This window comes from Thiococcus pfennigii (genome assembly GCF_016583835.1).
In the GTDB taxonomy this organism is placed as follows: domain Bacteria; phylum Pseudomonadota; class Gammaproteobacteria; order Chromatiales; family Chromatiaceae; genus Thiococcus; species Thiococcus pfennigii.
This window is the reverse complement of the sequence record NZ_NRRW01000014.1, coordinates 68,182-81,309: the sequence shown is the minus strand read 5'-3', so window position 1 is coordinate 81,309 and position 13,128 is coordinate 68,182. Positions and strand designations below refer to the sequence as shown.

Sequence of the window (13,128 nt, the reverse complement as noted above, 5' to 3'; positions counted from 1 at the left end):
TCGGGGCGTAACCCGACGGCCGGCAACGCGGCGGCCACCGAGGCATCCGCGCCCCGACCGCCCGCAAGCGGGCGCCTACCGGCGCAGGCGGCGTCAGCGGGGCCGTTGTCGGGTTATGGCGCGCGCGCGACCGCTGCTTTCCCATCGAAGGCCGCGCCGGCGCGCCTAACCCGACGGCCTCGCACCCGAAAAAGAGATCTCGCGCAGAGACGCCAAGGCGCAGAGAAGGAGAGGCGGAGCGTATTGGTGACATCGACCAATGCCTTCTCTTCACTTTGCGCCTACTACCGTCTCTGCGCGAGCCCGTAGGTCGCATGGGCCCTGTAGGGTCCGCTGTGCGGGCCGTTCGGGCTCGTGCAGCACTTCAGAAATCCCGAGGCTGTTCGTTGTCGTTGTCCTGATCCTAGTCCGATCGTCGATTACGACAACGATAGTCGTTGGAGGTGGTCTCGGAACATCCGCACTGCTGTACTAGCGGTGCGCCCCCCCTCGCACCCCTGCGAACCCGAGCGGCTCTGCCGTGCTTCGCGGGGCTGATCTGATCTGTTCCGCGGCCTTCTTCGAGGTGACCGGCCGGTTGCCGGTGGATCCTCGACGGGCGGCGCCGGGTAATGCCCGGCCCCTCCGGTAGATCGAATCAGTCCGCGCCGTGCCGGCCCGTATGGCTCTCTTGACGGGCGACTGCGCTGGTAGGCGCCCGCTTGCCGGAGATTGGCTACCGGCTGCCCCGTGATTTGCTGCCCGGCCTGATCGCCCCCCCTGCCCCCCGGAATCGCCCGCGAGCGGGCCCGTACCAGCGCAGGCGACGCGGGCGGCGTCCGGCGCTGCGCCTCGTCGGCATCCCCCAGCGGATCATGGCGGATCAGGGTGGATCGGCCGGGCGTTGGGGGCGTGTGCGGCGTTGACAGAAATGATAATGATTGCCGATTATAAAGAATGAGTCGAGCGGCCGATCGGCGCGCGTCCCGGTCCGGCGCCCTGGCGGTGGCCGTCAGCGGCGTCGTGGGCGACGGGTGTCAAGGCGAATCATTGCTTTTGCGGAGGTGGAGCAGCGTGAACGATAGGAATCATCAGTTCTCAGATGCCGGGAGCCACGGGGCCGATGGGATGGGGCTGGGGCGCCAGGGTGCGGTTGCCGGTCCCGGCTCGCAGACAGGCGCGCAGTCCGTCGGGCACTCGGGCGAGCCGGGCTATGGCGCGTCGGGGGCGAGCGGTGGCGAGCCCTGGCCACCACAGGCCGGCGGTCTGGGGGCGGCGGGGATGGATGGCGCAGCGCAACGGGGCGCGCCCGGCGTCGCGGGGGCGTCGGCAGGGGCCGGCCAACCGGGCGGCCAACCGGGCGGCCACTGGGGCGGTTACCCCGGGGGCGGCTACTACCCGGGCAGTGGGTACGAACACCCGGCGGCGGCCTACTATGGCCAACAGGGGCATCCGTACCCGCCGTTCGCGGGCCAATACCATCCGGGGATGGGTTATCCGCCTCCGCCTCCCTCGTATCCGGGACAGGGCTACGCACACCCGGGCTACGGCGCGGGCGGCGGCGCGCCGGGACGCGGTGGCGTGTCCGACCTGATGGAGGAGATCGCGAACGGCGGCAATGGCCTGTCGAGCCTGACCAAGATGCTGAGCCTCGACGACTCGGAGTTTTGGAAGGGGGCCTTGGTCGGGGCCGCGGCGGTCCTGCTCCTCACCAACGAGTCGGTCCAGGGTGCCCTGTTCAAGGCCGGCGCCCGTACGTCCGATGCGGTCAAGACGGGCATCGATCGCGTCAAGGGCGGCAAGGGCGGGGGCCAGGGCGATGAGTGAGGGATACCTCTACCCGGGCGTCTATCCTCCGGCGAATCACCCGTACGGGGCGGCCAGCTCGGTTCAGGCGATGACGGACGGCCGTTGCGTCTCGTTGGCGCGGTTGGCTGGCCTCGGGGCCGTGGTCGGTGGTGCGGTCGCTGCCGCCTCCAACCTCGGGCGCCTTCGACGCGCCGAGATCCAGGTGAACGAGGCCCTGGCCGAGACCGCCAAGACGGCCGTCTCGAGCGCCTTGGCGACGGCCGTCGCCGGCGCCGCCGCCGGGGTCGTCGCCGAGCAGGGGCTGGTGCGCCTCGGCGTGATGCTCGCGACCGGTACCGCGGTCCTCTACGGGGTCGAGCAGTGGTCCGCGCAGGGGGGGCAGGAGCTTGTCTGACCATCGCCAGCGCCAACGTCATGGGGTCACGAAGGCTCTTGTCGAGGGGGCCGGCGGCCTCATCGTCGGCAGCGCCCTCGTCCTGCTCTTGCGTCAATTGCTGCGACCGCGGTCCGCGGGCGCCAGCGGGCGGGCCCATCGCGAATCCACCGTGCGTCGGGAATCGGTCGCGGTCCGCTCGGCGGACGACGCGTGACGGGCGCTCCCGCGGCGGGCGCCACTGCAACGAATCGATACCATCCGAGGAGACAACCCTTGAGCAACCACTATTCGCCCTACCACTCGTACCACCCGTCCTACCCCCAGTCATACGGCCAGGGCAGTGCCGGACCGCAGCCGGGGCAGGCCCATGGCCCGATGGCGGGTGGTGCCTACCCAGGCTATCCGCAGCAGGCGTATCACGGCGGGGCGCCCCAGGGTGCCTACGCGGCCCGCCCGGCGGCCCCCTTCTTCAACTTCTCGAACGACCGCTTCGTCAAGGGCCTCCTGATCGGGGCCGCCGCGACCTACCTGGTGACGAACGAGGGGGTCCAGCGCGCCGTGATCAAGGGGGTCGTGCGGACCTGGTCGATGCTTCAAGGTGGCATCGAGGAGATCAAGGAGCGCTTCGAGGACGCCGAGGCCGAATTGCACCACGACGCGGAGCGTCATGCCGCGCAGAAAGAGGGCTGAGGCGGCCCGTGGCCCAGCGGGGCGCCCGGGCCGGCGGGCGCCCGCCCTATCCCGATAGGCCCGACCCGCACGCCGGGTCGGGCTGTCTCGTTTCGCCTCGATCCCGAAGGAAGAGCGGCTTGCCGATCCAGGACTACCGAATCGTTCATGAGGTGCCCGGCCGGCTGCGCCTGCGGGTGCCGGTCATTGGCCGCCCGGGCTTCGAGGCGACGCCGCTCGAGGCCTGGATGGAGCATCTGGCGGGGGTCGAGGTCGTGCGGGTGAACTCGCTCGCTCGCAGCCTCGTCGTCGAGTACGACCCGGCCCGGCGCTCGACGACCGATCTGTTGCGCCGCCTCGAGGCCTATCGCCCGGTCCTCGTCGCCAAGCCGTTGGCCCGCGAGGGCGCCGACGCCGAGTTCGCGCCGCTCGTGAGTGCGCTCGCGACCTTGCTCGTGCTGCCGTTCTTGCCGCGCCCAGCACAGCGCATACTGACCCTGATCAATGTCGGTGGCACGCTGGCCCGGGGCCTCGATACCCTGGTGCGCCGCGGCATTCGGGTCGAGGTGCTCGATGCCCTCGCCGTCGGGCTGGCGGCCTCCCGCGGGCGGCTCTACACGGCCAACGTCACGAGCCTGCTCCTGACGACCGGCAACTATCTGGAGCGGCGCACCGAGCGTCAGTCCGACCGGATGTTGCGTCGTCTCCTCCAGCCCGAGCCGGTCCCAGCCTGGGTCGAGCGCGACGGCGAACTGGTCCAGGTCGCGGGCGATGCCGTGGCCGCTGGCGAGATCGTCGTCGTCGGCGTCGGCGAGACCATACCGGTCGACGGGCGCGTCGTCGACGGCGTCGCCCTCGTCAATCAGGCGGCGGTCACCGGTGAGGATGTCCCGGTCGCCAAGGAGGCGCCACGTCGTGTCATCTCGGGCTCGGTGCTGGTGGAGGGGCGGCTGCGCATTGCCGCGACCCAGGTCGGCGAAGACACGACGACGGCGCGCGTGGCGCGCTTCATCCAGGAGTCGCTGAGCAAGGAGTCGGCGACCCAGCGGATGGCCGACGCCCTGGCCGAGAAGCGGGTCTATGTCACGCTCGGCACCGGCGCCCTGGTCTATGCCGCGACCCGCGATCTGACCCGCCTGCAATCCGTCTTCCTCGTCGACTACTCGTGCGCGCTGAAGCTCGGCACGCCGATGGCGTTCAAGACCGGCCTCTACCAGGCCGCCAGCCACGGCGTCCTGATCAAGGGCGGCGAGGCGATGGAGCACCTGGCGGCCGCCGATACCCTGATCTTCGACAAGACGGGTACCTTGACGCACAGCGAACTGGCCGTCACCGACGTGATCGTGCTGGCCGGCCCGGATCCGAGTTCCGAGGAAGAGCTGCTGGCCCTGGTCGCCTCGGTCGAGGAGCACGCGAACCACCCGGTGGCGCGGGCCGTCGTCGAGGCCGCCAAGGACCGTGACCTGCAGCACATCTCGCACGGCGAGGTCGACTACCTGGTCGCCCACGGCCTGTCGGCCCGCATCGGCATCGGGCGGATCGTCATCGGCAGTCGCCACTATCTCGAGGAACACGCGGGCATCGCCTTCGCGCCGCACGAGGGGCGGATCGCCCGCCTCGAGGAAGAGGGCAAGACACTCCTCTTCGTCGGCAACGAGCACGGCCCGCTCGGCCTGATCGCGCTGCGCGACACGCTACGCCAGGAGGCCGCAGCGACGCTGCGGCGGTTGCGCGCACTCGGCCTCGAGCGGCTCGTGATGATCTCGGGCGACCGCCGCGAGAAGGCCGAGGCCTTGGCCGCCGAACTGGGTCTCGATGCCGTCTATGGCGAGGTCGATCCCGAGGGCAAGGCGGCCCTGGTCCGTCGCTATCAGGAAGCCGGCAGCCGCGTCGCCTTCGTCGGCGACGGGATCAACGACGGGCCGGCCCTGGTCACGGCCGATGTCGGCATCGCGATGCCGCGCGGGGCCGACATCGCCCGAGCCACCGCCGACATCGTGCTGATGGACGATCGCCTCGGCGCGGTGGCCGATGCGCGCGAGATCGCCGCCGGGACGATGCGCCTGATCCGCAACAACTTCAATGCCGCCGTGGGCATCAATACCGGCATCCTGGCCGGCGCCGTGCTCGGCTGGTCGTCACCGGTCGCGAGCGCCCTGCTGCACAACGGGACGACGATCGGCATCCTGCTCAACGCACTGCGGGGCGTGCGCCTCGGCGAACCCGAGGCCCCGGCTCGGCGCCAAGATGCGGGCCGAGGGCGCGAGCGCATCGGCCAAGGTTCGGCCGATTGAGGATTCGGCCGCCCGGCGGGCGCCGACGAGGTCGGCGTTCGCCGTGTGCCGCATCGCGGCGGGTCGCCCGCGGGTCGTCGATGGCCGAGTCCGCATCGCGCGTCGCGGGCGACGAACGGGGGGGTTGCGGCCTGTCCGCCCGGTCGTGCCCGTCAACTCGGCGGGAACGGGTGGCCCTCCAGGAGGGCGACGCTGTGTGGCCCGACCCCATAGCGATCGCTGTCGACCGGTGGCTGGTCCTCGGGTGGGCGCGGCAGCGGTTGGCGCAGGGTGTCGAAGGCCAGGTGCCAGCGGTAGCCGGGCAGCGGTGGCAGGGCGAAGGCGACCTCGTTGGGGGACATGTTCAGCATCGCGTGCAGCGGCCCCTCCTCGGGCCGGGTGCCGGCGAGGGTGAAGGCCAGCGTCTGACCCTCCGGGTCGTCCCAGGGCGGGGCGTCGAGGTCCGGGCCATGCCAGCGGATGTCGGGCAGCGACTGCCCCTCCGCGGGCCGCCCGGTCAGGAAGCGGGCGCGTCGCAGGCTGGCGTGGCGGCGGCGCAGCGCGATCAGGCCGCGCACGACGTCGAGCATCTCGTGGTTGCGCTCCAGCAGCCCCCAGTCGAGCCACGACAGACGGTTGTTCTGGCAGTAGGTGTTGTTGTTGCCGCCCTTCGAGCGCAGCACCTCGTCGCCGGCGAGCAGCATCGGCACCCCTTGGCTCATGATCAGGATCGCGACCAGATTCATCGCCTGTCGGCGCCTCAGCGCGCGGATCGCCGGGTCGTCGGTCTCGCCCTCGACACCGCAGTTCCAGCTCAGGTTGTGGTCGTGGCCGTCCTGGTTGTCTTCGCCGTTCGCTTCGTTGTGCTTGGCCTCGTAGCTGACCAGGTCATAGAGGCTGAAGCCGTCGTGGCAGGTGATGAAGTTGATCGAGTTGAACGGCAGCCGGCTGCGGTGCTGGTAGAGGTCGCTGCTGCCGGCGATGCGGGTCGCGACCTCGGAGACCAGACCCTTGTCGCCGCGCACGAAGGCGCGGATCAGGTCGCGGTACCGGCCATTCCACTCGGCCCAGCGAAAGCCCGGGAAGTCCCCGACCTGGTAGAGCCCGGTCGCGTCCCAGGCCTCGGCGATCAGGTGGGTCTCGGCCAGGACCGGGGTGAGTTCGGTGCTCCAGAGGACCGGGGCGTGGTACTGCGGGGTGCCGTCTTCGCCGCGGGCCAGCGCGCTGGCCAGGTCGAAGCGGAAACCGTCGACGTGCATCGCGCGGACCCAGTAGTTCAGGCAGTCGAGCAGGTAGCGGGTGACGATCGGGTGGTTGCAGTTGATCGTGTTGCCGCAGCCCGTGTAGTCGCGGTAGCGGCGCTTGTCGAGGACGTCGAGGTGGTAGAAGGTCTCGTTGCTCAGGCCCTTGAAGTTGATCGTCGGGCCCTCGGCGCCGCCCTCGGCGGAGTGGTTGAAGACCACGTCGAGGATCACGCCGATCCCGGCCGCATGGAGGGCCTTGATCATCTCTCGGCACTCGTCGCGGGCCTGCGACGGGACGACGCTGTAGGTCGGGTGCGGGGCGAAGAAGCTGTGGGTGCTGTAGCCCCAGTAGTTCTCGAGGCCGAGGGCCGCCGTCTGCGGCGGCACGTCCTGGGGGTCGAAGGCCATCAGCGGCATCAACTCGACGTGGGTGATGCCGAGGGAGCGCAGGTAGGGGATCTTCTCGATCAGGCCGGAGAAGGTGCCCGGGTGGTGAACGCCCGAACTCGGGTCGCGGGTGAAGCCGCCGAGATGCAGTTCGTAGATCACCGCGTCCTGCAGCGGGATGTGCAGCGGCTGGTCGCCGCCCCAATCGTAGCGGTCGCGCACCGCCTGGGCGCGCATCGCGTTGGCGACGTTGTCCCGATCGTCGCACGCCTTGGCGCGCTCCCAGAGACGGCTGCTGACGGTCGTCGCCCAGGGATCGAGCAGGGCCTTGCGGGGATCGAAGCGACAGCCGCTGAACTGGGTGTCCTGCGGGCCGGCGGCGCGCCAGCAGTAGTAGGTGCCGTCGGGCAGGTCCTCGACCAGGACGTGCCAGAAGAAGAAGGTGCGGTGGACGGTCGGGTCCAACGCGATGACCTGAAACGGCTCGGGGCTGTCGTCGCGCTCGAACAGGAGCAGTTCCACGCGGGTGGCGTGGCGGGAGAAGACGCAGAAGTTGACGCCGTCGGGCAGGAATACGGCGCCGGCCTGATTCCAGGTCCCGGGGCGGGTCGAGTAGGTACGCGCTGGCATGGGGTCTACTTCAAGACGATGGAGGTCGGCGCCTGGCATGCCCACGAGTCGCCGGGAGAGGTCGCGTCTGCTCCAGTGGTCAAGGGTCGGCAACAAATTAGTCCAAGTCGTGTCGCAATCCAATCCCCCAGGATCGCCGGGGGCGTAAAACCGAGTTGACGGTGGATGGGTTGACGGGTACCTTTTTCCGGATGACCGACTCCCTTGCCAAGCCAGCCGCGCCAGCGCGCCTGCCGAGCCCCGCGGCGATCGCGGAGGTGCTCCACCCGGTGACCTGGTTCCCACCGATGTGGGCCTTCGCCTGCGGGATGGTCGCCTCGGGCGTGTCGCTCGACGGGCGCTGGTGGTTGCTCCTCGTTGGCGTGATCCTGGCCGGGCCGCTCGCCTGCGGGACCAGCCAGGTCATCAACGACTGGTTCGACCGCCACGTCGATGCGATCAACGAGCCCGACCGCCCGATCCCGTCGGGTCGCATCCCGGGCCGCTGGGGGCTCTATCTGTCGATCCTCTTCAGCCTGCTGACGCTCGCGGTCTCGGCCTTCCTCGGGCCTTGGGTGCTCGGCGCCACGGCGGTCGGCGTCGTCCTCGCCTGGGCCTACAGCGCACCGCCGCTGCGCCTGAAACGCAACGGCTGGTGGGGCAACGCCGCGGTCGGCTTCTCCTACGAGGGTCTCGCCTGGGTCACGGGTTCGGCGCTGATGCTGGGCGGGGCCATGCCGGGTTGGCAGAGCCTGGTGCTGGCCGGTCTCTACAGCATCGGCGCGCACGGCATCATGACCCTCAACGACTTCAAATCGGTGGAGGGCGATCGCCAGATGGGGCTGCGCTCGCTGCCGGTGCAATTGGGGGTCGCGCGGGCCGCGCGACTGGCCTGCTGGGTGATGGCGCTGCCGCAGGTGGTCGTCATCGCGCTGCTGGTGGCCTGGGGCCAGCCCTGGCACGCCGCTGGGGTCGCCGCGGTCCTCGCCGCTCAGGTGGTCCTGATGGTGCGGCTGCTCGAGCGCCCGCGCGAACTGGCCCCCTGGTACAACGCGACCGGCATCACCCTCTACGTCAGCGGCATGATGATCAGCGCCTGGGCGCTGCGCATGGCTGCGGCCGGCTGAGCGGTACGGCGCGGACAACGTCAACGACAGCGACGGCGGCGACTGGGCACGCCCGAAGCGAACGGGGCAGCGATGAGCAATCTGGAATCCTACGAGGCGGTGGTAGTCGGTGGCGGGCCGGCCGGGGCGACGGCGGCCACCGAGCTGGCGCGGGCTGGGCGGCGGGTGCTGATGCTCGACCGCGACGGGCGCATCAAGCCCTGCGGCGGGGCGATCCCGCCGCGCCTGATCCGCGACTTCGCGATCCCCGAGTCGCTGCTCGCGGCCCGCGTCACGAGCGCCCGGATGGTCTCGCCGGCCGGGCGCAAGGTCGACATGCCGATCGACGGCGGCTATGTCGGCATGGTCGATCGCGATGTCTTCGACGAATGGCTGCGCGCCCGTGCGGTCCAGGTCGGGGCCGAGCGGGCGACCGGTACCTTCGAGCGCCTGCACCATGACGATGACGGGCAGGTCACCGTCGACTACCGCGTCACCGACGCCGCCGGCAACGAGTCGCTGCGCCAGGTGCGCGCCCGGGCCGTGATTGGCGCCGACGGTGCCCGCTCGCGCGTCGCCCGCCAGTGCGTCCCGTGCGCCGCCGGCATGGTCACCGTCAACGCCTATCACGAGATCCTGCGCACGCCGAGCGATGTCGCCGACTTCTCGCCGACCCGCTGCGACGTCTACTACCAGGGGCGCCTGTCGCCGGACTTCTATGCCTGGATCTTCCCGCACGGCGAGACGATCAGCGTCGGCGTCGGCACGGCCAAGGCGGGTGTCTCGCTGCGCGGCGCCGTCGATGCGCTACGCCAGGAGACGGGGCTCGCCGAGGCCGAGACCCTGCGCCGCGAGGGCGCGCCGCTGCCGTTGCGGCCCCTGCCGCGCTGGGACGACGGCCGCAACGTGCTGCTGGCCGGCGATGCCGCCGGCGTCGTCGCCCCGGCCTCGGGCGAGGGCATCTACTATGCGATGGTCGGTGGCCAGATGGCCGCCGAGGCGGTCGCGGCCTTCTGCGAGAGCCGTGATCCCCGGGCCTTGACCCAGGCCCGCGCCCGGTTCATGAAGGCCCATGGCCGCGTCTTCCAGGTCCTCGCCGTGATGGAGCGGTTCTGGTACAGCAGCGACAAGCGCCGCGAGCGCTTCGTCAGCCTCTGTCGCGACCCGGACATCCAGCAGATCACCTGGGACGCCTACATGAACAAGCGTCTCGCGCGCGCGAAGCCGGGTGCCCACATCCGCATCTTCTTCAAGGACCTCGCCCACCTGCTGGGTCTCGCGAAGGTCTGACCCAAGCCCCCTCCCAGGGGGCTTCCCGGCGCTGGCTGGATCGAAGGCCCCGTCCTGCGGTTGCTGAGCCCAGCGCCGCGTCACCAGGTAGCGGCCGACCCCGCGGGAAAGGGGCGATCACAAGGCTGTCGGGTGGTGGCCCGCGGTAGGTGCGGCTTTAGCCGCACGAAGGCCGGGGCCTTGGGCGTCTGGCGGTCGCGGCTGAAGCCGTACCTACACAGCACACCTACGCCGCCCTTCACCGCTCTTCACCGCCGGGTTGAGCCGCCGATCGAGGCGGGCGGCTGGAGACTGTCCGCGCCACTCGGGTGGCGCCTTGTCTCCCAGGCGTGGCCTCAGGGCGCGAGTTGACGGTGCAGTCCTTCGTCCCAGTCGGCGGTAAGGGTGCGGAAGATCCAACTCTGGCGCAGGCGCAGGCGCTGATAGGCGGCGCGCAGGTCGAGGATCAGCGTGATGCGCCGGCTGTCGCAGCGCAGTTCGCCGTCGTCGTGCGTCGCGACCGGCGAGAAGCCCATGACCCGGGTGTGGAAGCCGTAGGGGCTGTGGGGATCGTTCTCGAAGACGTCGGTGATGTAGTGGGTGAAACCGCGCTCGATGGTCTCTCGGGTGGCCGCGCGCATCAGGGCGACGGCGAGCAGGACATTGCGCCGTTGGGCCGGCACGATGGCGAAGCGGCCGATCTCGGCGATGCGGCTCGTCTGCAGGAAGCGGTCGACATCGATGCGGGGATCGAGCAGGGTGACCTTGTAGGCGCGGTACTGGTGGACCGGTGGCTCGTAGTAGACGCGCAAGACGCCGGCCGGCTGGTCGCGGCGCACGGCGACGAACCAGGAGATGGTCGGGTCCTCCAGGTCGGTGAGCGGCAGTTGGCTCTCGGCGCTCTCGACCCAGGCCTTCTCGTCCTGGTAGGTCGAGCGCAGCACGGCCAGGGCCTGCTCCCGCATGGTGGTATCGGCGACTCGCATGACGCTGATCTTATTCAACATACGGAGCCTCCTCGGGCAGGATTCGCCGGCCCGGACATTGGATGGATGGACCTGTTTCGTGGCGCGCCGCAGCCCCGATCTTCGCCCGTCCAGACCTTGCCCGACAAGGATGCGAGCGCGAGCATCATCTGGCGATGCCAGTCGTGCAGCGAGGCCGGCGTCGGCGTCGCGATGGCCGTCGGGGGTTGGAGCGGCATGCCGACCTCGATGGTCAACGCGGCGTTCGAGTCGAGGCGCCCGTCGCGTCGACAGCGCGCGAAGCGCAATCCGACCGGCAGCAGTGGGACGCCGAGTTCGAGCGACAGACGGGCAGCGCCTCGCCGGCCACGCAGCAGGTGCGTCGCGCTGCGGTTGACCGTGCCTTCGGGGAACAGGCCGACGGCGCCGCCGGCGGCGAGTGTCGCGCGGGCCTGGTCGAGCGGCGAGGTCGGCAGTACGAAGCGGTCCTTGAAGCGGTTGAGGAACCGCGGCTTGGCTGGCTTGCGGGCGACCGTGATGGCGCCGCTGCGCTCGTAGAGGTAGCCGACGCCCGGGTAGAGGCGGAAGTTCCAGTCGGCGAGGAACCTGACCGGCTTGCCCGAGCGCAGCAGCAGGCAGAGGGCCGCGAGGTAGAGGGCCTCGCGATGCGAGCCGTGATTGGCGACGAGGATGAACGGATCACGCGCCGGCAGGAGCCGTTCCCAGTGCGCGACCTCGACGATCTGCATCAGCGCGAGCCGCGTGATCAGACGGGTGAGGATCCGGTCATGGCGGTGCGGCATCTGTCCCAACGGCCAGCGCCAGAGGGCGTGCGGCCCGAAGCGTTCCGGGACGATGGACCGGCTCGTGTCTGATCGGCTCTGGCGCTGCGGCATGGGCAGTGGGTGTCCGGGTCGACCGACGCATCGTGCGGGCGGCCATTCGAGGAGCCGAAAGGATACGGCGATCTCAGGATGGTCGCACGATCCGATTGCAGTCTGCGGACAAGTTCTTTGCCGTTTGGAGACGCACACGCGGGGTCTGCCGGGGGACGGCCGGGGCGCGATTCCGTGCTATCTTCGTCCCCGATGGGGCTTATCGGAGGGGCTTCGCGATGGTCGGATTCGGCGGATGCACGGTGATCTGATGGCCGGGCGCGCAGGGCGGCCAGGCCAGTCGGCCGCGGCCGTCGTCTGAGTCATGGCGCGCCGTCGTACGCGTCGCTCGCGTGGCCTTCTGAGGCGGTTGTCGCTGAGCCTGTTGGCGGGCCTCGCGCTCCTTTGCACCGCCTCGGTGGCGCCGGTCGTCGCGCTGCGCTGGGTCGATCCACCGACCTCGTCGGTGATCGTCCAGCACCGGCTCCTCGCGTGGTGGCGCGGCGAGCCGCGCCCGTTCGTGCATCACGAATGGGTGCCCTGGGCGCAGATCCCGAAGGGCATGGCCTTGGCGGTCGTCGCCGCCGAGGATCAGCGCTTCCCGGACCATGCCGGCTTCGATTTCGTCCAGATGCGCCGCGCCTGGGAGGACTACCAGGCCGGCGGGCGCCTGCGCGGCGCCTCGACCCTCTCCCAGCAGGTCGCGAAGAACCTCTTCCTCTGGCACGGCCGCAGCGGTGTGCGCAAGGGCCTGGAGGCCTGGTTCACGCTGTTGCTCGAGGGCCTGCTGACGAAGACGCGGATCCTGGAGATCTATCTCAACATCGCCCAGTTCGGCCCGGATACCTACGGGGTCGGGGCGGCGAGTCGGCGCTTCTTCTCGCGGCCGGTGGCGACCCTGACGACCCGGGAGGCGGCGCAGCTCGCCGCCGTGCTGCCGAACCCGGAGCGCTACAGCGTCAACAGGCCCTCGCCCCATGTCCAGCGCCGGGTGGCCTGGATCCTCGCCCAGATGGAGCGCCTCGGCGGCGTGCGCTATCTCGAGCGGCTCTGAGGCGTTGCGCCCGTGCGCCTCGCCTCCCCCTCGATGAGCCCGTCGGCGATCAGGACGTCGCGGACCTGGCGGCAGGCCTGCGCCAGTTCCGAGAGGTCGCGAAGGGTCGCGGGCGCACCCGCTTGCAGGCGGCGCTCCCAGTCATCGAGCTCGATCTCGAGCGCCTCGAGCAGCTTCGCCGCGCAGGCCTCGCAACGGCCCGTGCAGGCCCGCGCCTCCGGTGCGTCGAAGGGCAGGGCGGCGCGCGCCTCGCCGATCAGCTGGCGCATGGCGGTGGCGGGGTCGGGCTTCCTCGGCATGGTTCGCGTGGGTTTCCAAGGCGGGGACGCCCGTGCACGGTCACGCCCCGTCGATGTCCGTCGCGCCCCTCGCGGTGGCGTCTGGCGCCGGCTCGATCCGCTTGGGCCGGCCCCATGGTAGCCCAGTCACGGTCATAAAACCGTCAATTAATTGCGCTAGATCTATAAAATCATCCAGAACACAGGGTATGGTTCGCCCCCGCGTGCCTGCGCT

Annotated in this window: 11 protein-coding genes; 7 read left to right on the top strand and 4 right to left on the bottom strand. The window is 70.4% G+C overall.

The features are described 5' to 3' along the window. Positions 1-1,053 precede the first annotated feature (1,053 nt). The 4 genes from CKO41_RS07085 (at position 1,054) to CKO41_RS07070 (ending at position 5,127) form a co-directional block, all read left to right on the top strand. The gene (locus tag CKO41_RS07085) at positions 1,054-1,806 is read left to right on the top strand and encodes a hypothetical protein (protein WP_200381663.1); all 753 of its coding nucleotides are present in this window, start codon (positions 1,054-1,056) and stop codon (positions 1,804-1,806) included. Next, on the top strand, positions 1,799-2,182 hold the full coding sequence (locus CKO41_RS07080; protein ID WP_200249510.1) for a magnetosome protein MamC family protein: 384 nt from the start codon (positions 1,799-1,801) through the stop codon (positions 2,180-2,182). Before CKO41_RS07085 ends, CKO41_RS07080 begins: the two co-directional genes overlap by 8 nt. 255 nt (positions 2,183-2,437) lie before the next feature. After that, complete coding sequence (locus CKO41_RS18605; protein WP_242464034.1) at positions 2,438-2,854, top strand: hypothetical protein; 417 nt, start codon at positions 2,438-2,440, stop codon at positions 2,852-2,854. A gap of 119 nt (positions 2,855-2,973) precedes the next feature. Then, positions 2,974-5,127 carry a heavy metal translocating P-type ATPase gene (locus CKO41_RS07070; protein ID WP_207143837.1) on the top strand — a complete coding sequence of 718 codons (2,154 nt, stop codon included), beginning with the start codon at positions 2,974-2,976 and terminating at the stop codon, positions 5,125-5,127. Positions 5,128-5,279: 152 nt separating this feature from the next. On the opposite strand, the gene glgX is transcribed toward CKO41_RS07070, so the two are convergent. Continuing rightward, positions 5,280-7,367 carry a glycogen debranching protein GlgX gene (gene glgX / locus CKO41_RS07065; RefSeq protein ID WP_200249509.1) on the bottom strand — a complete coding sequence of 696 codons (2,088 nt, stop codon included), beginning with the start codon at positions 7,365-7,367 and terminating at the stop codon, positions 5,280-5,282. 191 nt (positions 7,368-7,558) lie between these two features. Between glgX and chlG the strand changes: the two genes are divergently transcribed. Together chlG and CKO41_RS07055 are read left to right on the top strand one after the other, a co-directional pair. Next, on the top strand, positions 7,559-8,473 hold the full coding sequence (gene chlG, locus CKO41_RS07060) for a chlorophyll synthase ChlG (protein ID WP_200249508.1): 915 nt from the start codon (positions 7,559-7,561) through the stop codon (positions 8,471-8,473). A gap of 72 nt (positions 8,474-8,545) precedes the next feature. Beyond that, positions 8,546-9,742, top strand: coding sequence for a geranylgeranyl diphosphate reductase (locus CKO41_RS07055; protein WP_200381662.1), 1,197 nt, complete (start codon positions 8,546-8,548; stop codon positions 9,740-9,742). Between the two features lie 335 nt (positions 9,743-10,077). On the opposite strand, the gene CKO41_RS07050 is transcribed toward CKO41_RS07055, so the two are convergent. Next, a complete protein-coding gene (locus CKO41_RS07050) occupies positions 10,078-10,728 on the bottom strand; it encodes a GNAT family N-acetyltransferase (protein WP_200249505.1) in 651 nt (216 codons plus the stop codon). Next, entirely contained in the window at positions 10,722-11,582 is an 861-nt protein-coding gene (locus tag CKO41_RS07045) for a lysophospholipid acyltransferase family protein (RefSeq protein WP_200381661.1), read from the bottom strand. Before CKO41_RS07045 ends, CKO41_RS07050 begins: the two co-directional genes overlap by 7 nt. Before the next feature lie 349 nt (positions 11,583-11,931). Between CKO41_RS07045 and mtgA the strand changes: the two genes are divergently transcribed. Then, a complete protein-coding gene (mtgA, locus tag CKO41_RS07040) occupies positions 11,932-12,615 on the top strand; it encodes a monofunctional biosynthetic peptidoglycan transglycosylase (protein WP_338113706.1) in 684 nt (227 codons plus the stop codon). Here the strand turns inward: mtgA and CKO41_RS07035 are convergent. Continuing rightward, entirely contained in the window at positions 12,597-12,914 is a 318-nt protein-coding gene (locus CKO41_RS07035; protein WP_200381660.1) for a hypothetical protein, read from the bottom strand. The two genes, mtgA and CKO41_RS07035, sit on opposite strands and share 19 nt — an antisense overlap. Positions 12,915-13,128: the final 214 nt, after the last annotated feature.